Raw genomic sequence first — 22,840 nt, forward strand, 5'->3', positions numbered from 1 at the left:
GAATACCATGAACCTGACAAAAACGTATTTTATCGTGGCCCTGTTAATAATGGTAAGTGGGTTAACCGCGCAATCAACAAGAGCTGAACGGGTAGAGCCCACGGGACGTGATACGCCGGTTACGGCAACATTTGATAAATCCAGCTTACCTTCGCAAATTGACATCTGGAAGAATGAAAGTGGCGGCTACGACACAAGCAATCAGGCTTTATGGGGGCGTAACTCCTGGGTATGTGTATCCAACAGTTCTCCAACAAATGGCCAGTGCGCAACATCTCCGCAGTGGTATGGATACGGGCATACACAGGTGGCAACAGAATTTAAAGAACAAAAAAGCGGCTTAACCCAGGTTATCAATATCACTGCATATCATAAATCAGGGGATTATGACGATCTTTTATCTACAGCGGCTGCATTTTGGAGCGGCATCTCCGAGACAAAAGAAAGTGCTTTCATTTCCTCTTCAGAATTACAAAAACTTCCTGTTGGCGGCATCTGGAAAGCTGAGTTAAAAATGTCTCTTACACAATGGGATCCGCGCCTCAAACTGGCAGACTGGAACGCCCATATTACCCTCAATGTCACCGACAATAATAACCAGCAAATTTATTTACCGGAATTTGGCAATGCCGCGCCGCTGGTAAGCCTCAATATGCGTCCGCTTCCCGGAACAGGGAATAACAAAGTGTCTGTGACCGGCACCGCAAATATTGATGTATGTTTATATGATGGTTACAACGCTAACAGCAGCACGTTTATGTTAACCCTGGACGACGACTTCACCGGGCAGAGTAACCGTTCGGGGATCAATTTTTCCATTGTCCGTCAGGGTGGTGATGCGAACAACGAAAGAGATCGCATGGATTACACGATCAATATGCTTAATCCTGATACGAATACCCTGCAAACCGTGAGCCGTGCCCGCCAGATGAATCTGACAAAAATACAGCAGGCCCGTATCCGTCAGGTACATTTACCCGGAATCCCGGAACCCGTTATCTGTGTCCCTGCGCCCCTCGAGCTCAGTACCGGATATTTAGCAGTGAGCAGTAAAAATGCCGGGTATTACCGGGGCACACTTAAGCTTAATTTCACCACCTCCCTTTACTAACTTCACCCGAAGGCGACACATATGACACAAAGGAATTTACCCGTCTCAGCTATGAAAATACTCCCGTTGCTGATGCTGGCAATGCCTGCCCTGTGTTTTGCCAATATCACCGTTTCTCCGATGAAAGTGATGCTTAATGAGCAGCATGCTGCGGCACTGGTCATCAGTTCAAAAAGTGAAACGACGCAATATATTCAGGGAAAAATCACCGAAGTTCACAATCCGGGCACCGCAGAAGAAAACGAGACACCCGCACCGCAAGGCGCGCAAAACAGCCTGGTGGTATCACCGCTGAAATTTGGCTTGCCTGCCGGTAACAGCCAGCCGGTCAGGATCGTCGGCCTTGGTGAAAGCAACGAAGAAAAAATCTACCGCGTGCATTTTCAGTCAATGACTCCGGAAGAATTCAAAAGCACTGCCAGCGACCAAAATTTCAGCAGCGATTTGAGCCTGACCATTGTCTGGGGCGTAGTAGTCATGGTGCCGCCTGCAAAACCCATCGCCAGACTGGGCTGGGATGCCTCGCGCCAACAAATCACCAATACCGGTAACATTCATCTGCTGGTGCAGCGTATCGGCCAGTGTGACAACGATAAAAAAGAGGCCCGCTGTCAGTGGCAGGAGCTGAAGAAAAACGTCTATCCGGGCAAACCTTTCACGCTTTCATCCGCCCTACCGGCTTCAGTTTCCTCTGAAAATGTCCGAATCGAGTATTTCAACGATTACACTCAGAAGCAGGAAGTGGAAAATTTCCCTGTCAGATAACGGCCTGAATGAAAACGGTTACAGATAATAACTTGTTATAAATTAAGTGATTATTTGTATGTGTAAAAGTTTGATACACAGTATTGATTGATATAAATCAATTTTCAGGCTATTACTCTCAGGCACATCCCCTTCCTGTTACGCTATCCGTTTGAAACCCTTCAAAAACAAGACACCCAATCACACCTATTAGTGTAAACGATTACAACACTGTGACCGGGTTCACGTTAAGCTGTGTACAGGGTTAATAACATAACAGCCTAAGCATTATTACAACTCAAAACGATTGCACTATTTTGGAGACCGGATGAACAACTCAACTTCGACCAAAGGAAAACGCTCGAATAAAAGCGTCACTTTCTTTGTCTGTTTTCTCGCTGCACTTGCCGGACTGCTGTTCGGCCTGGATATCGGTGTCATCGCGGGTGCCCTGCCCTTTATCAGCCATGATTTCCAGATCACCAACCACCAGCAGGAATGGGTGGTCAGCTCGATGATGTTTGGTGCCGCCGTCGGTGCAGTGGGCAGCGGCTGGCTGAACTTCCGTCTCGGACGTAAATTCAGTCTGATGATCGGCGCGATCCTGTTCGTTGTCGGCTCCCTGTGTTCCGCCTTCGCCCCTAACGCCGAAATCCTGATTGTCGCCCGCGTGCTGCTGGGTCTGGCAGTCGGTATCGCGTCATACACGGCGCCTATTTACCTCTCCGAAATCGCACCGGAGAAAATCCGCGGCAGTATGATTTCCATGTACCAGCTGATGATCACCATCGGTATTCTGGCGGCGTATCTGTCTGATACGGCCTTCAGCTACACCGGTGCATGGCGCTGGATGCTGGGTATCATCACCATCCCGGCCTTGCTGCTGCTGGTCGGCGTGTTCTTCCTGCCGGACAGCCCGCGCTGGCTGGCCGCGCGTGGTGACGACGGTAAAGCGCGCCGCGTACTGGAAAAACTGCGTGATTCCAGCGAACAGGCTAAACGCGAGCTGGATGAAATCCGTGAAAGCCTGAAAGTAAAACAAAGCGGCTGGGGCTTGTTCACCAACAACAAGAACTTCCGTCGTGCGGTTTACCTCGGCATTCTGTTGCAGGTGATGCAGCAGTTCACCGGGATGAACGTGATCATGTATTACGCACCTAAAATCTTCGGCATTGCCGGGTTCGCCAGCACCTCTCAGCAGATGTGGGGCACGGTTATCGTCGGTCTGGTCAACGTTCTGGCGACCTTCATTGCCATCGGTCTGGTTGACCGCTGGGGCCGTAAACCGACGCTGAAACTGGGCTTTCTGGTGATGGCCGTCGGCATGGGTGTGCTGGGTACGATGCTGCATATCGGCGTGGAATCTGATGCGGCGAAATACTTCTCTATCGCCATGCTGCTGATGTTCATCGTCGGTTTTGCCATGAGTGCCGGTCCGCTGATCTGGGTACTGTGTTCTGAAATTCAGCCGCTGAAAGGCCGCGATTTTGGTATCACCGTGTCTACCGCAACCAACTGGATCGCCAACATGATTGTCGGCGCGACCTTCCTGACCATGCTCGACAGCCTCGGCAACGCCAACACCTTCTGGGTGTACGCGGCGCTGAACGTGGTGTTCATCTTCATCACCATTGCGTTGATCCCTGAGACCAAAAACGTCTCTCTGGAACACATCGAACGCAACCTGATGAAAGGCGAAGCCCTGCGCGACATCGGTAAATAAGTTAGCAATAAATAAGTCTGCCGTTCCTCCCCTGCAAAGGGGAGGAATTCCGTATTGCATCTCTCTCCCGCCAGATTTATCCTTCGCCAGATGAAAACCTCACGCCTCCCCATTGCCCTGCAACAAGCCGTTATGCGCTGCCTGCGGGAAAAACTCCAGATGGCAAACCAGTTTTTTGGCACCGATTATCTGGAGCCGGAAATCACCTACCAGCAACGCGGCACCAGCGCGGGCAGTGCGTACCTGCAACACTGGCAAATCCGCCTGAATCCTGTGTTGCTGCTGGAAAATCAACAGCCTTTTATCGATGAAGTCGTGCCGCACGAACTGGCGCATTTACTGGTCTATCGCCGCTTTGGTCGCGCACCTGCACCGCACGGCAAAGAGTGGCGCTGGATGATGGAACATGTGCTGGGGGTTTCCGCCAGCAGAACGCACAAGTTCGAAGTCGCCTCCGTGCAAAGCAAAACCTATCCCTATTTATGTGCCTGTCGCGATCATCAGCTGACCGTGCGACGCCACAATAAAGTGATGCGCAAAGAGTCGGAATACCGCTGCCGTCATTGCGGCGAACTGTTACGTTTTAACGCTAACGGCACCTCTAACGGCTGAAAAATCAATCACTCAATCGCAGCAATGTCTGATTGTCACACCGCGCGCCATCCGTTACCCTTCCGCCCTTTTACACAGGGATTATTCGGAAACATGTTTCGTAAAACGTTCTTATCTTTTCTGTTTATCGGTGCGCTGGCGCCGCTGAGCGCCTTCAGTCAGACCGGTCACGCCATCAATAACTTCAGTCAGGCCAAAGCTGCTGCCGTGAAAATCAATCAGGGCGCGCCGACATTTTACTGCGGCTGCCAGATCAGCTGGCAGGGAAAAAAAGGCACGCCGGATCTGCAATCCTGCGGCTACGCGGTGCGCAAAAGCGAACAGCGCGCCAGCCGGATTGAGTGGGAACACGTGGTCCCTGCGTGGCAGTTTGGCCATCAGATGCAATGCTGGCAGGATGGCGGACGTAAAAACTGCGCAAAAAGCGCCGACTACCGTCAGATAGAAACTGACCTGCATAACCTTGAACCGGCCATCGGTGAAGTGAACGGCGACCGCAACAACTTCATGTACAGCCAGTGGAATGGCGGCGAAGGCCAGTATGGCCGTTGCGAGATGAAAATCGACTTCAAGGCCAAAGCCGCTGAGCCACCGGCCCGCGCCCGCGGCGCTATCGCCCGCACCTACTTCTACATGCGCGACCAGTACAAACTGAACCTGTCACGCCAGCAGACACAGCTGTTCGCCGCATGGGATCGTCAGTATCCGGTGACGGCCTGGGAGTGTGAACGCGATAACCGCATCGCGAATGTGCAGGGGAATCATAACCCGTATGTTCAGCAGGCTTGCGCGCAGAGAAAAAGCTAACCTACTATAGGGCACAATAGTCAGCGACAGGGCTGGCAACAGTTGCCAAAATAGCCCACTTCAACCGTTTAAGGACAGCAGCCTCACATGCGCATTCCCCGCATTTATCATCCCGAACCCCTGACCGCGCACAGCGACATCGCGCTGAGCGAAGATGCCGCGAACCATGTCGGACGCGTTTTGCGTATGCAACCCGGTCAGACGATCCAGCTGTTTGACGGCAGCAATCAGGTTTTCGACGCCAGCATCACCCAGGTTGATAAGAAAAGCGTGCGCGTCAGCCTGAGCGAGGGCGTGCTGTCAGACAACGAATCTCCGCTGAATCTGCATCTCGGCCAGGTGATTTCACGCGGCGAGAAGATGGAATTCACTATTCAGAAATCCATCGAGCTGGGCGTGAACACCATTACACCGCTGTTCTCTGAGCGTTGCGGCGTGAAGCTGGACGGCGAACGTCTGGAGAAGAAATTGCAGCAGTGGCAGAAAATCGCCATTGCCGCCTGTGAACAATGTGGCCGTAACCGTATCCCGGACATTCGCCCGGCGATGCCCCTCGAAGCCTGGTGCGCCGAACAGGATGACAGCCTGAAGCTGAATCTGCATCCGCGCGCCAGCCACAGTATTAATACCCTGCCGTTGCCGGTGAGCCATGTTCGCCTGCTGATCGGCCCGGAAGGCGGTTTATCCGCCGATGAAATTGCAATGACCTCCGGCTACGGATTTACTGATATCCTGCTGGGACCCCGTGTTCTGCGTACAGAAACCACAGCACTCACCGCGATAACGGCCTTACAGGTCCGTTTCGGCGATCTGGGTTAAGAGGAAACTAAATGATCAAGCTTGGCATCGTGATGGACCCGATCTCTTCCATCAACATCAAAAAAGACACCAGTTTCGCTATGTTGCTGGAAGCGCAGAGTCGCGGTTATGAACTGCATTACATGGAAATGAATTCCCTGTATCTGCGTGGCGGCGAAGGCCGTGCGACCACCAAAAAACTCAGCGTGAAGCAGGATTACGACGGCTGGTATGAGTTCGGCACTGAGCAGGATATCGCCCTGCAGGAACTGGATGTGATCCTGATGCGTAAGGATCCGCCGTTCGATACCGAATTCATTTATGCCACCTATATCCTCGAACGCGCCGAAGAAAAAGGCACGCTGATCGTCAACAAACCGCAGAGCCTGCGCGACTGTAACGAAAAGCTGTTCACCGCGTGGTTCCCGGAACTGACGCCGGATACGCTGGTGACCCGCAATGCCGCGCAGCTGAAAGCGTTCCATAAAGAACATACTGACGTGATCCTCAAGCCACTTGATGGCATGGGCGGCGCGTCCATCTTCCGTCTGAAACCGGAAGATGCCAACGTCTCCGTGGTGATTGAAACCCTGACCGAACATGGCAGCCGTTTCTGCATGGCGCAAAACTACCTGCCGGCCATCAAGGACGGCGACAAGCGCGTTCTGGTGGTCGATGGCGAGCCGGTGCCTTACTGTCTGGCACGTATTCCGGCACAGGGCGAAACCCGTGGTAATCTGGCCGCCGGTGGCCGGGGCGAAGCGCGTCCGCTGAGCGAAAGCGACTGGGCGATTGCCCGCACCGTGGCACCTGTCCTCAAACAGAAAGGCCTGATTTTTGTCGGTCTGGACATCATCGGCGATCGCCTGACGGAAATTAACGTCACCAGCCCGACCTGTGCCCGTGAAATCGAAGCCGCCTTCCCGATTTCCATTACCGGCATGCTGATGGATGCCATTGAAAAGCGTCTTTCTGCCCGCTAACTGTGTTGAAATGGCGTAATATTTTTATTACGCCATGTTTATTTCCTGAGGTTAAACATCCTACATACCATGAATCTACAACATCACTTTCTTATTGCGATGCCCGGACTGGATGAACCCCAGTTCAAACGTTCAGTCGTGTACATCTGCGAACATAATGAAGACGGCGCAATGGGTCTGGTGATTAACAAGCTGGTCGACGATTTCACGGTTGAAAGCGTGCTCGACAAACTGGATATCACACCCGAACCCCGTGACCTGAACATTCGTCTCGATCGCCCGGTATTTTCCGGCGGCCCGCTGGCTGACGATCGCGGTTTTATCCTGCATACACCGCGCGAAGGTTTTGGTTCCAGCATTCGTATTTCCGACTGCACCATGATCACCACTTCCAAAGACGTGCTGGAAACACTGGGTACGCCAGACCAGCCGAAAGATGTGCTGGTGGCGCTGGGTTACGCCGCATGGGAACAGGGCCAGCTGGAAAAAGAGTTGCTGGAAAATGCCTGGCTGACCATTGAAGCCAGCAGCGACATTTTGTTCCGCACCCCGGTTGCTGACCGCTGGCGCGAAGCGGCGAAAATGATCGGCATTGACGTCGGACAGCTCGCCACCCACGCAGGGCACGCATAATGGCTAACCGCACGGTTTTCGCGTTTGATTTCGGCACCAAAAGTATCGGTCTGGCCATCGGTCAGGAAGTGACCGGCACCGCCCGCCCGCTGACCTCTTTCAAAGCGCAGGACGGCACGCCGGACTGGCAGAAGATCGAAAAATTGCTGAAAGAGTGGCAACCGGATCTGGTGGTCGTCGGCCTGCCGCTGAACATGGACGGCACCGAGCAACCACTGACCGCCCGCGCCCGCAAGTTTGCCAACCGTCTGCATGGCCGGTTCGGCGTTCAGGTTGAACTGCACGACGAGCGTCTGAGCACCGTTGAAGCGCGTGCGGATTTGTTCGATCGCGGCGGTTTCCGTGCTCTGGACAAAGGCAGCGTCGATGCCGCCTCCGCCGTCATTATTCTGGAAAGCTGGTTTGAGAAACAATGGAGTCAGTCCTGATCGGCGGCCAGTAATCCGGCGTTTTGCCGCTGCTGGCGGCTTTGGGCAAACGTCTGCATTCCAGCCTGCGTGCCGGTTTGCAGGATATCCGCCAGCTGATGTGTCTTGCCTTCGCGAATCAAATTGCACACCGCAGGCGTGGACGTCAGCACTTCAAACAGCGCCACCCTGCCCGCTTTTTTGCCCTCCTTTGTTTGCGTCACGGCCAGTTTTTGCGCCACCACCGCACGCAGGCTGCCCGCCAGTTGCGCGCGGACAAACGCCTTCTCTTCTGCCGGAAACACATCCACAAGCCGGTCAATCGCCTGCGTGGCATTGCGGGTATGCAGCGTCGCCAGCACCAGATGGCCGGTTTCCGCCGCCGTCAGCGCCAGCCGGATGCTTTCGGTATCGCGTAATTCCCCCAGCAATAAGACATCCGGATCCTCGCGCAAGGCACCGCGTACTGCCTCGCCAAACGAACGGGTATGCAGACCGAGTTCCCGCTGCTGGATCAGGCACTTGCGGCTGAGATGAATCAGCTCAATCGGATCTTCCAGCGTAATAATATGCCGCGCCGTATGCCGGTTGAGATGATCGATGAGCGCCGCCAGCGTGGTGGATTTTCCGCTGCCTGTCGCGCCGGTGACCAGAATCAGCCCGTCGTCCTGCATGATGATTTGCTGCAGGCAATCCGGTGCCAGCAGACTCTCCAGCGCCGGACAGCTGGCGGGGACCGGCCTGAGCGCCGCCGACAACCCGTGCAGTTGCTGAAAGACGTTCAGCCGCATCCGCACGCCGTCGCCGAACGTCAGGGCTTTATCGACCTGCCCGGACTGCTGTAATGCCTCCCGCTGCGCAGCATCCAGCCACAAACAACTCAGTGTTTGCATCTGCGAAGCTTTCACCACCGGCAGGTCATCGCAGCGGCAAAGTTCGCCGTCAATGCGTAACATTGGCGGATAGCCGGTACAAAGGTGCAGATCAGAGGCATTTTGCTTTACACTACGCCCCACGAATCCATCAATATCCATGTTGAAATCCTCCTGAGTCCTTATGAGCCTTAGTCAGCAAAACGCTATTGCACAGAACTTACAGAATGTCCGCGAGAAAATCGCAGCCGCTGCACAGCGTTGCGGCAGGCCTTCAGAAGAAATTACGTTGCTTGCAGTCAGCAAAACAAAACCTGCGAGCGCGATCGAAGAAGCTATCGCCGCCGGGCAACTGGCGTTTGGCGAAAACTATGTTCAGGAAGGCGTCGATAAGATTGCTCACTTTGCCGGGCATCAGCCTGCGCTGACCTGGCATTTCATCGGGCCGCTGCAATCGAATAAAAGCCGTCTGGTGGCGGAAAATTTTGACTGGTGCCATACCCTCGACCGCCTGAAAATCGCCCAGCGACTGAATGAGCAGCGCCCGGCCGGTTTAGCGCCGTTGCAGGTGCTGATTCAGGTCAATATCAGCGATGAAGCCAGCAAATCCGGTATTGCCGTGGGCGAGGTCGCCGAACTGGCTACGCACATTATGGCGATGCCAAACCTGACGCTGCGTGGTCTGATGGCGATCCCGGCCGTGGAGACAGATTACCCGCGCCAGCTCGACGTATTCAGTCAGATGCGTGATGCGCTGAAAGCATTGCAAGGTATTTGTCCGCAGGCGGATACGCTGTCGATGGGCATGACCGACGACATGCCCGCCGCCATTGCCGCAGGCAGTACCCTGGTTCGTATCGGCACCGCCATTTTCGGCGCCCGTGATTACAGCGCAAAACAGTAACCCTTTTTATCCGGTTTACTGCTTTACTCTTGAGTGGCTCAGTTCAGCCCCCATTTAAGCAAGGAGCATCCATGCAACACCGCAAAATTTGTTTTATCGGCGCCGGTAACATGGCGGGCGCTATCGTTTCCGGTCTGGTCGAAAGCGGCTATCCGGCAAATCTGATCAGCGTTTGTGCCCCTTCCACCACGCATCGTGATGCGCTGGCTGAAAAATACGGTGTACACAGCAGCAGCGATAACAGCGGCTGTGCGAAAGACGCCGATGTGGTGGTTTTATCCGTAAAACCGCAGATGATGGCGGATGTATGTAAAGCACTGCAAAAAGACGTGGATTTTGGCCGCAAGCTGGTACTGTCGATTGCCGCAGGCGTCAGCGTCGCCCGTTTCTGCGAACTGCTGGGCGATAATCTGAACATCGTCCGCATTATGCCGAACACGCCGTCCCTTGTCGGACAAGGCATGAGCGGGTTGTTTGCGCCTGCTCAGGTATCGCAGGCAGATCGCGATTACAGCGGTGAACTGATGAGCGCGGTAGGTAAAATCTGCTGGGTTGAGAGTGAAGAAGGCATTAACCATGTGATCGCCGCCGCAGGCAGCGCACCGGCGTATTTCTTCCTGTTTATGGAAGCGATGCAGGCTGAAGCGCAGCGTCTGGGTTTCAGCGCAGAAACCGCACGGATGCTGATTGAACAAGCCGCCAGCGGGGCCAGCGCCCTGGTTGCCGCCAGCCCGGACACGCCATTGTCACAACTTCGTGAGAATGTGACGTCCAAAGGCGGCACAACCTTTGAAGCACTGAAGTTTTTCACCGACCATAAATTACCGGAGATTGTCTCCGGCGCCATGCAGGCCGCCATTACCCGCGCGCAGGAAATGGAAAAACTGTTCTAATTAAAAATATTAAAGGTAACAAATGTTAACGCTGACTTTTCTGGTTAAAACCCTCATTGATCTCTACGTGATGGTTCTGCTGCTGCGCATCTGGATGCAGTGGGCACGTACAGATTTTTATAACCCGTTCTCACAATTTGTGGTGAAAATCACGCAGCCGGTGATCGGACCGCTGCGCCGGATTATTCCGCCACTGGGGCCCATTGACAGCGCGAGTTTGTTGCTGGCGTTTATCCTCTGCACGATTAAATTCCCGCTGCTGTTGCTTATCCAGAGCGGCGCACTGTTTATCGGCCTGAGCAGTCTGCTGATTGGCCTGATCGGGCTGGTGAAAGCCGCCGGTTATCTGGTGTTCTGGCTGGTGATTATCCGTTCCCTGATGAGCTGGGTGAGCCAGGGCCGCGGCCCGATGGATTACCTGCTGATGCAACTGACCGAGCCACTGATGGCGCCAATCCGCCGCATTCTTCCGGCCATGGGCGGTATTGATTTCTCGGCGATGGTGGTCATTCTTATCCTGTATATGCTGAATTATCTCGGCATGGATCTGCTGGGTGCGTTGTGGTATCAGCTTTAACCCCGGCGTTCTGGCACGGCGATACGCTGGTTTTGCGGCTGGTGATCCAGCCCAAAGCCAGCCGCGACAGCCTGGTGGGTTTGCATGGCGACGAACTGAAAGTCGCCATCACTGCCCCGCCGGTGGACGGTCAGGCGAACACGCATCTGGTGAAATTTCTCGCAAAACAGTTTAAAGTCGCCAAAAGTCAGGTCAGCATTGAAAAGGGCGAGCTGGGCCGCCATAAACAAGTCCGCATTACCCATCCGCAAAATATCCCGACTGAGGTCGCGGTACTGCTCGCTGAATAACGTTTAAGTCAGGACTCTCCCATGCAGAAAGTCGTATTAGCTACCGGCAATGCCGGTAAAGTGCGTGAGCTCGCACATCTTCTGGCCGGTTTCGGGCTGGATGTGGTCGCACAAACTGAACTCGGCGTAGAATCCGCCGAAGAAACCGGGCTGACGTTCATTGAGAACGCCATCCTGAAAGCCCGCCATGCGGCAGCCGTGACTGGTTTGCCCGCCATTGCCGATGATTCCGGTCTGGCCGTCGATTTTCTCGGGGGTGCACCGGGGATTTATTCTGCACGCTACGCCGGTGCTGACGCCTCTGATCAGGAAAATCTTGATAAGCTGCTGGTCGCACTGAAAGACGTGCCTCAGGGACAACGCGGCGCGCAATTTCATTGTGTGCTGGTGTATATGCGCCATGCGGAAGATCCGACCCCGCTGGTTTGCCACGGCACTTGGGCAGGCGAAATCACCTTTGCCGAAGCAGGTGAAGGCGGCTTCGGTTATGACCCGATTTTCTACGTCCCGCAACTGGGCAAAACCGCCGCAGAACTGACCCGCGAAGAAAAAAGCGCGGTATCTCACCGTGGACTGGCGCTGAAATTGTTGCTGGCCGCGATGAAAGAGGCTGCACAGAACAATGCGTAAGTTGCCGCCGCTGAGTCTCTACATTCATATTCCGTGGTGCGTGCAAAAATGCCCCTACTGCGATTTCAACTCGCACGCGTTAAAGGGTGAAGTGCCGCATGACGATTATGTCGCGCATCTGCTGGCCGATCTGGATGCCGATTTGCATCTGGCGGGCGGACGCAGCGTGGGGACGATTTTTATCGGCGGCGGAACCCCCAGCCTGCTGAGCAGTGAAGCGATGCAAACCCTGCTCGACGGGGTCCGTGCACGTTTGCCGCTTGATGCTGACGCTGAAATCACCATGGAAGCCAACCCCGGTACCGTCGAAGCAGACCGCTTCAGCGGCTATCAGCGTGCCGGTGTGAACCGTATCTCCATTGGCGTGCAAAGTTTCGATGCACAGAAACTGGAGCGTCTGGGACGCATTCACGGCCCGGAAGAAGCAAAGCGCGCGGCGCATCTGGCCACCGGCCTGAACCTGCGCAGCTTCAATCTGGATCTGATGCATGGTTTGCCGGATCAGACACTGGAAGAAGCACTGGACGATTTGCGTCAGGCCATCGCGCTGAATCCGCCGCACTTATCGTGGTATCAGCTGACCATCGAGCCAAATACCCTGTACGCCTCGCGTCCGCCAACCTTGCCGGACGACGACGCGCTGTGGGATATTTTCGAGCAAGGCGATCAGCTGCTGACCGCCGCCGGTTATCAGCAATACGAGACCTCGGCGTATGCCAAACCGGGTTATCAGTGTCAGCACAATCTGAACTACTGGCGCTTCGGCGATTATCTGGGCATCGGTTGTGGCGCGCACGGCAAACTGACGCAGCCCGACGGGCAAATCCTGCGCACCGTCAAAACCAAACATCCGCGCGGTTATATGCAGGGGCGCTACATGGATAAACAGCATCCGGTCGAAACCGAAGATTTGCCGTTTGAGTTCTTCATGAACCGTTTCCGCCTGCTGGAAGCAGCCCCGCGCGAAGAGTTTGGTTTGTATACCGGACTGGATGAAAGCGTGATCCGAGCGCAGCTTGACCAAGCCATCGCCAAAGACTATCTGCTGGAAACCGGGACGCACTGGCAGATCACCGGTAAAGGTAAACTGTTCCTGAATTCGCTGCTGGAGCTTTTTTTGGCAGAGTAAGGTTTAGGGGCAAAAAAAAAACCGCGTAATCGCGGTTTTTTTGTTTCTGTCATTTAGCGGTTACTGTTTCAAATCCGCCAGTAACGCTTTGTGTTGGGTATCCAGCGCGGTCACGCGCTTGCAGACGTCATCGCCAAAGGCTTTGAACTCTTTTTCCTGCCTGTTCCACTCTTCCTGAACCGCCTGTTGCAGACCGCCCAGATTGCCCATCATCGCCTGTAACGGGTTACCGCCGCTGGCAGCTTGTTTGAGGCCCATCTCGTTGATGCTGTCCTGCATCACGCCGCCCATGGTTTGTTCCATCAGCTTCTGACCGTTCTGTTTAACCTGATCCACCGCTTTATGGTGGAAGGTCAGACCGTCGGCGCGGTGCTCAATGATCAGGTTCATCTGTTGCTTCAGTTGCTTGTCGAGCGTGACCAGGCGGTTACGCACGTTGCTGTCGCTGCCGAGTTTTTCGACAATGACACGGTCAACCGCCACGCGGCCTTTTTCGAGATGCGCCGTCGCGCCCTGATCAATCCACGGCAGATCGCGGCGCAAACCGGCCTGATAATCGATCGCTTCCTGACGCTGTTTGGCGCTCAGGGTCATGTCTTTACCGTTGAGGGTGACGTTGCCGTTGGGCGTAATCAGTAAATCACCGCTGTTCCCCACCACCTGCACGGTCTGCGGTTTGATGATCACGTCATCCTTCGGGTTTACGCCGCACTGGTAATCAGCCTGCGCACTCCATGCGGTCAGCGCCAGCAGCGCGGCCAGTCCGGTTTTTACCACTCCAGTTTTCACTAACATGTACTCTCCCTTAAGACAGCAAACTTAAAAAATTGAACGGCCAATACGTTGCGCCAGCAATTCTAAGGCAGCAATACCTGCCAAAGAGTTCCCTGCCGCATCGAGTTCCGGCGACCATACCGCGATACACATCTCGCCCGGTACCACGGCAATGATACCGCCACCGACGCCAGATTTACCCGGCATCCCGACGCGGTAAGCGAATTCACCGGCGCCGTCGTACATGCCGCTGGTCACCATCATCGCATTAATCTGCCGGGCCTGACGGGCATCGATGAGCGGTGTCTCGCTGCCGAGCGGATGGCCTTTGTTGGCAAGATAAACAAACGTCCGCGCCAGTTCTTCACAACTCATCCGCAGTGCACAGTAGTGGAAATAAGTATGCAAAACGGTGATGACGTCGTTGTCGAAATTTCCGAAAGACTTCATCAGATAGGCAATCGCCGCATTGCGGTCAGAATGGTCGAACTCTGAACGGGCAACGTGCCGATCGTAGTTGAGATCTGCCGATCCGGCCAGCTGACGCACCACTTCCAGCATTCTCTGTTTCGGTGCCGAGAGCCGGGTTTGCAGCATATCGCAGACCACCAGCGCGCCCGGATTGATGAACGGGTTACGCGGTTTTCCCTGCTCAAGCTCAAGCTGAACCAGTGAATTGAACGGCTGGCCGGACGGCTCTTTGCCGACGCGCTGCCAGATTTCGCTTTCCTGATAACGGGTCAGTGCCAGCGTCAGGCTGAGCACTTTGGAGATCGACTGGATCGAGAAACGCATGTCGGCATCACCGGCACGAAAGATCTCCCCTTTCGTGGTACACACGGCAATCCCTAAATGATCGGGGCTGACTTCCGCCAGCGCAGGAATGTAATCGGCAACCTTGCCGCGGCCAATCAGCGGCCTGACCTGCGCCAGAATATCTTCCAGCAAACTGTTATCAAGTTCGGTGCCCAACGTCCTGCCTCCAGATGTAACAAAGGTGCCGGAAAGGCACCTTTAAAAGATTCAGAATTTATCTGACCGGTGAAATCAATCCCACCAGATATCGAACAACTCTGAAACTTCCACGTCTTCCATTTTCTGGTCTTCCAACCATTTTTTGACCTGCGCGCGCTGTTCATCAGTGCAGTGACCGATGTCCTGACGGCAAACCAGACCTTCCCATTGCAGATAGCCACTGCCGTCGAAGGCCAGTTTGTTTGGCTCGATCACACCGTCAATGAATTTATCCAGTGATTCGTCAATGGTTTCGACCGCGGTACCTTCCGGGAAACGCCATTTTACAGAGAAGCCCAGTTCCTGGAACTCGGCAATGTGTAACTTCTTACGTAAACGACGACTGCGATTTGTAGCCATTATTGCTTCCTCTCAAACATCAGATCCCATACGCCGTGGCCTAAACGCTGGCCACGCATTTCGAACTTGGTCACCGGGCGGGATTCAGGACGCGGAACATAATTGCCTTCCTGCGACAGATTCGCCCAGCTTTCTAAACAGGTCATCACTTCCAGCATGTGCTCTGCATACGGCTCCCAGTCGGTCGCCATGTGGAAAACACCGCCCACTTTCAGTTTTTTGCGCAGCTTCTCTACGAATTCCGGCTGCACGATGCGGCGCTTATTATGACGCGCTTTGTGCCACGGGTCAGGAAAGAATAGCTGCACCATATCGAGCGAGCCATCCGGGATCATTTTTTCCAGCACTTCGACCGCATCGTGACACATCACGCGCAGGTTGCTGACGCCCTCTTCGTGCGCCGTCGCCAGACAGGCACCGACGCCCGGCGAGTGGACTTCAATCCCGATAAAGTTTTGCTCCGGGTTCTGCTTCGCCATGGTGACCAGCGATGTGCCCATCCCGAAACCGATTTCCAGCACCACAGGCGCTGAGCGACCAAACAAGGCATCAATGTTCAGGGTTTCAGCCTGAAACTCCACGCCCATCACCGGCCAGAAGTTGTCCAGCGCAAATTGCTGACCTTTCGTCAGACGGCCCTGACGGCGGACAAAACTGCGAATACGGCGCATCGCGCGACCGTTCTCGTCGAACTCCGGTGAAATGACGTCGTTTTTCATGGTGTTTCCACTCCGATTGGCAAGACGCGGTACCCGCGCGCGGATGCCTGTGCTTTGGTCACTAAATATAAGGAAAGGCGCATTATCCAAACTTACTCCCGATTAGCAAGGCTTGCGGGCAGGAAATCGGTCAATACAGTGCGGAAAGTTCCGGTTTACAGCCAGACGGCAACTGTGATGTGATCAGCCCCGTCTCTTAACCCTGCCGGACTGTCATTTACCCATGTTGGAAGCCCCTGGTTTTATGGAAGCAAAACGTTTTTCACCGCTGGTACTCGACTGGTATCAACGCTATGGCCGTAAAACACTGCCGTGGCAAATCGCGAAAACACCTTATAAAGTCTGGCTTTCGGAAGTGATGTTGCAGCAAACGCAGGTAGCGACTGTTATCCCGTATTTTGAACGTTTTATGCAACGCTTCCCGACGGTGTCCGACCTCGCGGCGGCTCCGCTCGATGAAGTTCTTCATCTGTGGACCGGCCTCGGCTATTACGCCCGCGCGCGCAATCTGCATAAAGCGGCGCAGGTGATTGCCAGCGAGCACGGCGGCGTGTTTCCGACCACCTTTGATCAGATCCTCGCCCTGCCGGGCATTGGCCGTTCGACGGCGGGTGCGGTTTTGTCGCTGGCACTCAATCAGCACTACCCTATTTTAGACGGCAATGTGAAACGCGTGCTGGCCCGCTGTTATGCCGTTGATGGCTGGCCGGGTGAGAAGAAAACTGAAAACAGGCTGTGGGCCATCAGCGAAGAGGTGACGCCCGCAGAAGGCGTGGCACAGTTTAATCAGGCGATGATGGATCTGGGCGCGATGGTCTGTACGCGCAGCAAACCCAAATGCGAACTGTGCCCGGTAAAATCCGGCTGTGAAGCTTACGCACAGCATAGCTGGGCAAAATACCCCGGCAAAAAACCGAAGAAAACCCTGCCGGAAAAAACCGCCTTTATGCTGATGATCCAGCAGGAAGATAAAGTCTGGCTGGAGCAGCGTCCACCGGTCGGTTTGTGGGGCGGATTGTTCTGCTTCCCGCAATACACCACCGAGGAAGAGCTGTCGCTCGGGCTGCAAAAATACGGTGTTACGCAAAATGCGTTGCAGCAGCAGACCGCTTTTCGTCACACTTTCAGCCATTTCCATCTGGATATCGTCCCGATGTGGTTAAATCTGCGAACAACGGCGGGTTGCATGGATGAAGGTGCGGGTCTCTGGTATAACTTAGCGCAACCACAATCCGTCGGGCTGGCCGCGCCGGTAGAACGCCTGCTGATGCAGTTAGCAAAACAGGCACCGGGCAAATAAAACCGCCCCAAAAGAATGATCGATAAGGAATCAGTATGAGCAGAACGATTTTTTGCACTTTTCTTAAGCGCGACGCCGAAGGGCAGGATTTCCAGCTTTACCCTGGCGAGATTGGTAAACGCATTTTCAACGAAATCTCGAAAGAAGCCTGGTCACAATGGATGGCTAAACAAACCATGCTGATCAACGAAAAGAAACTCAGCATGATGAACCCGGATGACCGCAAATTGCTGGAGCAGGAAATGGTGAATTTTCTGTTTGAAGGCCAGGATGTGCATATCGAAGGCTATACCCCGCCATCCCAATAACGCTGACTCAATAAAGCTTTATCATTAATAGCTTAGGCAGATTTTTTCGGGGATCTGCTTCTTTCACCAGAAATGGTTTCAAGATGAAGAAAATTTTAGCTTTGCTGGTTATCGCACCGATGTTGATCTCCTGCTCCGGCAGCAAGAAAGACCAGTTCAACGAAGCTTATGTTAAAGACACCAATGGATTCGATATTTTGATGGGGCAGTTCGCCCATAACATCGAAAACATCTGGGGCATGAATGAAGTGCTGATCGCCGGTCCGAAAGACTATGTGAAATACAGCGATCAATATTACACCCGCAGCCACATCAACTTTGATGCGGGTACCATCACCCTTGAAACGATTTCCGGGACCGATCCGGCCGCCAGCCTGCGTCAGGCGATCATCAGTACCTTGCTGGTCGGCGATGATCCGGGCAACGTTGACCTCTATTCGGACGCCAATGATATTCAGATCAGCCGCGAGCCGATGTTATATGGTCAGGTTCTTGATAACACCGGACAGCCGATCCGCTGGGAAGGCCGCGCCGCCAGCTTTGCGGATTATCTGATCCAGAATAAGCTGATGCGCCGCCAGTCCGGTCTGCATGTGATTTATTCCGTCACCATTCAGATGGTGCCAAACCACCTGAATCAGCGTGCGCATAAATACCTGCCGATGATCCGTGAAGCGTCTGCTAAATATGGCGTCGATCAGTCGCTGATCCTGGCGATCATGCAAACGGAATCGGCCTTTAACCCGTATGCGGTGAGTAACGCCGATGCCCTGGGACTGATGCAGGTCGTGCAGCATTCCGCCGGGGCAGACGTCTTCAAATCTGAAGGGAAATGGGGCAAACCAAGCCGCAGCTATCTGTTTGATCCGCAGAATAATATCAATACCGGTACCGCCTATCTGGCGATGCTGCAAAACGTCTATCTGGGAAATATCAGCAACCCGACATCGCGTCGTTATGCCGTCATTACCGCCTATAACGGCGGCGCAGGCAGCGTGTTGCGCGTATTCTCCGGCAATAAAACGCAGGCGTTTAACATCATCAACAACATGGCGCCGGGCGATGTGTATACCACGCTGACAACCAAACACCCGTCCGCAGAATCGCGTCGCTACCTGTATAAGGTGAACAACACGCAGCGTAGCTATCGCCGCGTGGACTAGCCTTTGGCGAGGTCAGCAGCATAAAAAACGGAGGCTTTCGGGCCTCCGTTTTTATTGCATAATCAGTTAGTTACTTGCTGACTCATACTTATAATACGCGTACTTGCCATAATTATAATAATTTGATGTCCTGTTGATGACGGAGTTTAAAATCACGCCGCTGACACTGATATTATGCCGTGCGAATATCTGAATACTGGACTCCATTTCCCTGACCGTGCTCATCTCAAACTTAGCCACAAGCAGTGAGACACCGGCATATTTCCCTATAATGGCGGCATCCGTCACCGCAAGGATAGGCGGCACATCCAGAATAATGACATCATATTTTTTGGATGCCCATTCTAAAAGTCCGGCGCATTCTTCTCGGAGTAAAAGCTCAGAAGGATTCCGTGGGATTTTCCCACGCGTGATAATATCGAGACCTTCGACGGCCGTATTGTGTATTGCGGAGGAAAACTCCACGGTCCCGGCGAGAATATCGGACAATCCGAACTCATTCATTTTATTGAATAAGATATGTGAATAACCTCTTCGCATATCCGCATCAATATATAATACCTTTTTGCCAACCTGGGTTATCACTGCCGCCAGATTGGAGCTGATAAATGTTTTACCCACATCGGGGCTGGCACCGGAAATCATCAATACCTTGGAGCCGGCTTCGAGCATCGTAAAATGTAACGATGTCCGCAGGTTCCTTAATGCTTCTATCGCGCAATCCGCCGGATTTTCCAGCGCAAGTAATCCTCCTGTCGGCGATGATTTTGTCCCTGTATGATGCTTTTTATGTTGCCATAACGAAACAGGCACGCTGGAAAAAACATTTAATCCGATATCCTCAAGCATTTCTGCTGAATTTACCCCGCGTATCAGCGCAGTTTTAGCCAGTATAAATATCACTGATGAAACAGCACCCAAAAATGTGAAAACGAGAATAATGAGAAATTTACCAGGATTGACCGGCTTACGGGCGGTAGTGGCAGGATCAATGATATGTACGGTGCCGATGGTGCTTGCCTTACTGATATTAAGTTCCTGCTCTTTGTCCATAAGTTGCATATAGACAATTTGTCCTGACTGGACATCGCGGGTGAGCCGGAGTATTTCCTGTTGCGTCAGCGGTAATTTATCCACTTTTTTTGCCAGCGCATTTTTATCATTTTCCAGAACCTGGATTTTCTCGCGCAACGCAGAATAGGCCGGATGTTGTTTTGTATACAGTTTAGAGACTTCAGTTTCTTTTAATATGAGCTGATTAATTTGCCCGTCAAGTTGCACCATATTCTCAAGCATTGACTTGGCTTCCAGCGTCAGGTCAACAGAATTATTCATGCTTCGGTATAAATTAAGTTTTGTTTCCGCCTTATCAAGTTTCTCTCTGACCACGGGAAGTTGAGTTTTTAAAAAACCTAAACTTTTCTCTGCTTGTTCTGATTTTCTTTGAATGCTCTGTTCAGCATAGTTTTCGCTAACTTTTTGAACAATATTTTTGATTTGCTCGGGGTCAGAACCGGTAATATTGATGGTCAGCAGGCCGGTATCTTTTCCCTGATCCCGGATCTGAATGCGTTTCTGCAATTCACCGATAACTTCACTGACATCCCGTTTTTGTAATGAGAATGTATCCCCTGCCGATGATCGCAACTGAGTCACTTGCAGAGTCAATTCCGGTGTCGTAAGACGTTCCCCGACATTGCCTTGCGCAACGGCACCCGAAGGGGTGGTCAGGCGGTATTGATTACGCCCTAAGTTTTCAAGCGTGTAGATTTCCCCGGTCACGCGGTCCGTTGTCTCGAATCTTTCTACCTGCAATTTCGGCACTTCAGCTGACATTAAACGATGTAACTTATTCCCCAGAAAGGGGAAACCGTTGAACCCAATTTGGGTGTCTAAATTCAGCTGGGCGACAGTTTTTCCAATCAACGTTCTCGATGTGATTAACTGGATTTCTCTCGCGGACACAGGCGTTTCAGCGGGCAACAACTCAGAAAGCGTGCGCATCACGCTGTTGCCGTTCGCCGGTTCGACCTGAACCAAAGCATCCGCATGATATACGGGGGTAGAGAGAAAAGCATAAAGCAGGCCAGTGAAAGAAAACGCAGCTGTCACCATCACAATGGTGCGGATCCTGTCGATAAGAAAGCCCACTATCTTTCGTAAATCAAGTTCATCGCACGCGTTTTGTTTTCCAGATTTACTTTCGGATTTACCAATCATGTTTCACCTGACGTTCTAAAACAGACTTCCAGCCGATAACAGATTCTTTTATAAGAGAGAACGCATATTCAAATGCGACAGCGCTTTTACCATAAGGATCGGGAATGTCTATTTTCTGGTTCCAGTAGCCTAATAACATGGTTTTGCCTCTGACTTCTGGCAAAAAATAACTGACCGATGAGATATGTGCCTTTTCCATAATAAGAATCAGATCAGAATCATGGCACATCTCACGGGTTAATTGCCGTGCTTTATGGTTTTGCAACGAAAAACCATGTTGTTCAGAAATGCGGCTCGCCATCGCATCAGCACCGTCACCGGCCAGCGCGGAAATACCTGCGGAGTGTATTGCTTTGGCAGGAAGTAATTGCTGAAGCATGGCCTCGGCAATAGGCGAGCGACATACATTTCCGATACAGACAATTAATACGGAATTAAACATAGTCACCTTTATTACCAGTTACGAAAATAATGAGCAGTCTCCGTCATATCATGGACACCGGTAATAGTCGGCAATAACTGGCCTATCACGCGGTTCCATTTTGTGAGGGGTGCTGTCGTCACATAAACAATATCGTAAGGCCGAAGCTGGAATTCGGTGCCCAATACCAGGGCTGTCGCATCGCTGGCATTTAACTGGTAGATATTGGCGATCTTATTTTTATCGCTGTTTTTCAATGTCCGTATGACAAAGATACCCGTCGCATCCGATGTGAGCTGATCGACACCTTCGGCGTTAGACAGCGCTTCGGTCAGGGTCATGCCACTGCGATCCATACGCAACGTGGTGGGCTTCTTCACTTCGCCCATGACAAAAATTTTCAGCTCGTCATTTCGCGGGATATACAAAATATCGCCGTCATTAAGCAGACGGTTCTGGCGCATGTCGCCGTTTTTCATTAATGCCTGCAAGGAAATCTGCTCTTTCCCGCCAGCATGGGACAAGACAACATTATTCCAGTCTGCCTTTTCAGCTAATCCCCCTGCCAGATTGACGGCATCCATCACGGTCATCGGGACATTTGTCACAGGCAATTGGCCGGATTTAACGACTTCGCCGGTGACATAGACCTTCTGCGAGCGGAACGCAGCAACATTGACATCAACCTGAGGCGACTGAATGAACTGTGCAAGCCTGCCGGCAATGTCGCTACGAATTTGCGCTGTCGTCTTGCCTGCCACTTTTACCATGCCAATGTAGGGATAGAATATTGAACCATCCGCATTCACCCAACTCCCTGATTCTCCGGCGCTTCGATACTGGCCAGCGGGTGTAGTCAGTTCGGGATGGTCCCAGACCGTAATGGTCAATATATCTCCAACACCGATCTGGTATTGGTAATTTCTGATATGTTGATCCAGTTCATTATTTACTGTTGCAACAACCGGCCGGTAAGCCAGCGTTTCGACAAGTTTCGGTGTTATAGGATATATATCAACAGCAGAGTTAATATCAAAAGGAATACCTTTTTCTTTAATGGTATTTTTATTTGATGTTTTTAAACTTATTCCCGGAGAAAGGGTGCAACCGCTCAACGCTACGGTAGCAGTTAATAAGATCATTGCGATCTTAACTGAGACATCCTTATGCATGGATTTCCATTGTTTTATTCGAAGTGGTTAGTTTGGCAATTTATAGGAACAGAAAGTAAAAAGCAACATAAGGAAACAAAACAGAACGCTAAGTTTCACGGAAAAATAAAACACTGTGATGGATATAACAAATAGCGCGCGAAGCATATAAAAAACGAATTGATTAATTCAGCTTAAAATACCATTCAGATTAATAGCATCACTCCAGACCCAATTTATTAACACCTCATTCCTGCAACAGATTTAAAATTCATATATATCCTATAACACCGAAAC

General features: G+C 52.5%; 26 protein-coding genes. 18 read left to right on the forward strand and 8 right to left on the reverse strand.

The window, feature by feature from the left end; genetic code table 11:
* The first annotated feature begins 7 nt into the window (after window positions 1-7).
* From EYY67_RS18740 to ruvX, 9 genes are all read left to right on the forward strand, one after another.
* Window positions 8-1,111, forward strand: coding sequence for a CfaE/CblD family pilus tip adhesin (locus tag EYY67_RS18740; protein WP_095924806.1), 1,104 nt, complete (start codon window positions 8-10; stop codon window positions 1,109-1,111).
* 21 nt (window positions 1,112-1,132) lie between these two features.
* Complete coding sequence (locus EYY67_RS18745) at window positions 1,133-1,876, forward strand: fimbria/pilus periplasmic chaperone (protein WP_165497977.1); 744 nt, start codon at window positions 1,133-1,135, stop codon at window positions 1,874-1,876.
* 307 nt (window positions 1,877-2,183) lie between these two features.
* Window positions 2,184-3,578 carry a sugar porter family MFS transporter gene (locus EYY67_RS18750; RefSeq protein ID WP_015698489.1) on the forward strand — a complete coding sequence of 465 codons (1,395 nt, stop codon included), beginning with the start codon at window positions 2,184-2,186 and terminating at the stop codon, window positions 3,576-3,578.
* Between the two features lie 90 nt (window positions 3,579-3,668).
* Window positions 3,669-4,190, forward strand: coding sequence for a SprT family zinc-dependent metalloprotease (locus tag EYY67_RS18755; protein WP_131694112.1), 522 nt, complete (start codon window positions 3,669-3,671; stop codon window positions 4,188-4,190).
* A 93-nt stretch (window positions 4,191-4,283) separates the two neighbouring features.
* Window positions 4,284-4,997, forward strand: coding sequence for a deoxyribonuclease I (endA, locus tag EYY67_RS18760; protein ID WP_131694113.1), 714 nt, complete (start codon window positions 4,284-4,286; stop codon window positions 4,995-4,997).
* A gap of 87 nt (window positions 4,998-5,084) precedes the next feature.
* Window positions 5,085-5,816, forward strand: coding sequence for a 16S rRNA (uracil(1498)-N(3))-methyltransferase (rsmE, locus tag EYY67_RS18765; protein WP_131694114.1), 732 nt, complete (start codon window positions 5,085-5,087; stop codon window positions 5,814-5,816).
* 11 nt (window positions 5,817-5,827) lie between these two features.
* Window positions 5,828-6,778, forward strand: a complete 951-nt coding sequence (gene gshB, locus EYY67_RS18770; protein WP_095924800.1) for a glutathione synthase — start codon at window positions 5,828-5,830, stop codon at window positions 6,776-6,778.
* A 69-nt stretch (window positions 6,779-6,847) separates the two neighbouring features.
* A complete protein-coding gene (locus EYY67_RS18775; protein WP_095924799.1) occupies window positions 6,848-7,411 on the forward strand; it encodes a YqgE/AlgH family protein in 564 nt (187 codons plus the stop codon).
* Window positions 7,411-7,839 carry a Holliday junction resolvase RuvX gene (gene ruvX, locus EYY67_RS18780; protein ID WP_095924798.1) on the forward strand — a complete coding sequence of 143 codons (429 nt, stop codon included), beginning with the start codon at window positions 7,411-7,413 and terminating at the stop codon, window positions 7,837-7,839. Before EYY67_RS18775 ends, ruvX begins: the two co-directional genes overlap by 1 nt.
* On the opposite strand, the gene EYY67_RS18785 is transcribed toward ruvX, so the two are convergent.
* Window positions 7,830-8,852 (reverse strand): type IV pilus twitching motility protein PilT, encoded by a 1,023-nt coding sequence (locus tag EYY67_RS18785; RefSeq protein WP_131694115.1) that lies wholly within the window; start codon window positions 8,850-8,852, stop codon window positions 7,830-7,832. The genes ruvX and EYY67_RS18785 overlap by 10 nt on opposite strands.
* A 22-nt stretch (window positions 8,853-8,874) precedes the next feature.
* On the opposite strand from EYY67_RS18785, the gene EYY67_RS18790 reads away from it, so the two are divergent.
* From EYY67_RS18790 to hemW, 6 genes are all read left to right on the forward strand, one after another.
* Entirely contained in the window at window positions 8,875-9,594 is a 720-nt protein-coding gene (locus EYY67_RS18790; protein ID WP_095924796.1) for a YggS family pyridoxal phosphate-dependent enzyme, read from the forward strand.
* Window positions 9,595-9,665: 71 nt separating this feature from the next.
* On the forward strand, window positions 9,666-10,487 hold the full coding sequence (proC, locus tag EYY67_RS18795; protein WP_131694116.1) for a pyrroline-5-carboxylate reductase: 822 nt from the start codon (window positions 9,666-9,668) through the stop codon (window positions 10,485-10,487).
* A 22-nt stretch (window positions 10,488-10,509) separates the two neighbouring features.
* Window positions 10,510-11,064, forward strand: coding sequence for a YggT family protein (locus EYY67_RS18800; RefSeq protein ID WP_095924794.1), 555 nt, complete (start codon window positions 10,510-10,512; stop codon window positions 11,062-11,064).
* Window positions 11,049-11,354 (forward strand): DUF167 family protein YggU, encoded by a 306-nt coding sequence (yggU, locus tag EYY67_RS18805; RefSeq protein ID WP_095924793.1) that lies wholly within the window; start codon window positions 11,049-11,051, stop codon window positions 11,352-11,354. The genes EYY67_RS18800 and yggU overlap by 16 nt, the downstream gene beginning before the upstream one ends.
* Window positions 11,355-11,375: 21 nt before the next feature.
* Window positions 11,376-11,984: an XTP/dITP diphosphatase gene (locus tag EYY67_RS18810; protein WP_131694117.1), complete on the forward strand. Its 609-nt coding sequence runs from the start codon at window positions 11,376-11,378 to the stop codon at window positions 11,982-11,984.
* Window positions 11,977-13,113, forward strand: coding sequence for a radical SAM family heme chaperone HemW (gene hemW, locus EYY67_RS18815; RefSeq protein ID WP_131694118.1), 1,137 nt, complete (start codon window positions 11,977-11,979; stop codon window positions 13,111-13,113). The genes EYY67_RS18810 and hemW overlap by 8 nt, the downstream gene beginning before the upstream one ends.
* A gap of 60 nt (window positions 13,114-13,173) precedes the next feature.
* Here the strand turns inward: hemW and EYY67_RS18820 are convergent, their stop codons facing one another.
* The 4 genes from EYY67_RS18820 to trmB all read right to left on the reverse strand — a co-directional run bounded on the left by EYY67_RS18820 (window position 13,174) and on the right by trmB (window position 15,980).
* Window positions 13,174-13,908 carry a YggN family protein gene (locus tag EYY67_RS18820; RefSeq protein WP_095924790.1) on the reverse strand — a complete coding sequence of 245 codons (735 nt, stop codon included), beginning with the start codon at window positions 13,906-13,908 and terminating at the stop codon, window positions 13,174-13,176.
* Window positions 13,909-13,932: 24 nt separating this feature from the next.
* Entirely contained in the window at window positions 13,933-14,859 is a 927-nt protein-coding gene (gene glsB, locus EYY67_RS18825) for a glutaminase B (protein WP_095924789.1), read from the reverse strand.
* Window positions 14,860-14,934: 75 nt separating this feature from the next.
* Complete coding sequence (locus tag EYY67_RS18830) at window positions 14,935-15,261, reverse strand: YggL family protein (RefSeq protein ID WP_095924788.1); 327 nt, start codon at window positions 15,259-15,261, stop codon at window positions 14,935-14,937.
* Window positions 15,261-15,980 carry a tRNA (guanosine(46)-N7)-methyltransferase TrmB gene (gene trmB, locus EYY67_RS18835; protein ID WP_095924787.1) on the reverse strand — a complete coding sequence of 240 codons (720 nt, stop codon included), beginning with the start codon at window positions 15,978-15,980 and terminating at the stop codon, window positions 15,261-15,263. The genes EYY67_RS18830 and trmB overlap by 1 nt, the downstream gene beginning before the upstream one ends.
* A 223-nt stretch (window positions 15,981-16,203) precedes the next feature.
* Here trmB and mutY point away from each other — a divergent pair, with 223 nt between their 5' ends.
* From mutY to mltC, 3 genes are all read left to right on the forward strand, one after another.
* Window positions 16,204-17,280 carry an A/G-specific adenine glycosylase gene (mutY, locus tag EYY67_RS18840; RefSeq protein WP_131694119.1) on the forward strand — a complete coding sequence of 359 codons (1,077 nt, stop codon included), beginning with the start codon at window positions 16,204-16,206 and terminating at the stop codon, window positions 17,278-17,280.
* 35 nt (window positions 17,281-17,315) lie between these two features.
* Window positions 17,316-17,588 (forward strand): oxidative damage protection protein, encoded by a 273-nt coding sequence (locus tag EYY67_RS18845; protein WP_095924785.1) that lies wholly within the window; start codon window positions 17,316-17,318, stop codon window positions 17,586-17,588.
* Window positions 17,589-17,671: 83 nt separating this feature from the next.
* Window positions 17,672-18,751, forward strand: a complete 1,080-nt coding sequence (mltC, locus tag EYY67_RS18850; RefSeq protein ID WP_095924784.1) for a membrane-bound lytic murein transglycosylase MltC — start codon at window positions 17,672-17,674, stop codon at window positions 18,749-18,751.
* Between the two features lie 66 nt (window positions 18,752-18,817).
* Here mltC and EYY67_RS18855 read toward each other — a convergent pair whose 3' ends face one another.
* From EYY67_RS18855 to EYY67_RS18865, 3 genes are read right to left on the reverse strand one after another with little or no spacing between them, the layout of a single operon-like run.
* Window positions 18,818-20,971 carry a polysaccharide biosynthesis tyrosine autokinase gene (locus tag EYY67_RS18855; RefSeq protein ID WP_131694120.1) on the reverse strand — a complete coding sequence of 718 codons (2,154 nt, stop codon included), beginning with the start codon at window positions 20,969-20,971 and terminating at the stop codon, window positions 18,818-18,820.
* Entirely contained in the window at window positions 20,961-21,413 is a 453-nt protein-coding gene (locus tag EYY67_RS18860; protein ID WP_119826920.1) for an arsenate reductase/protein-tyrosine-phosphatase family protein, read from the reverse strand. The genes EYY67_RS18855 and EYY67_RS18860 overlap by 11 nt, the downstream gene beginning before the upstream one ends.
* An 11-nt stretch (window positions 21,414-21,424) precedes the next feature.
* Complete coding sequence (locus tag EYY67_RS18865) at window positions 21,425-22,564, reverse strand: polysaccharide export protein (protein WP_131694121.1); 1,140 nt, start codon at window positions 22,562-22,564, stop codon at window positions 21,425-21,427.
* Window positions 22,565-22,840: the final 276 nt, after the last annotated feature.

The organism is Rahnella victoriana, assembly GCF_004330295.1.
In the GTDB taxonomy this organism is placed as follows: Bacteria; Pseudomonadota; Gammaproteobacteria; order Enterobacterales; family Enterobacteriaceae; genus Rahnella; species Rahnella victoriana.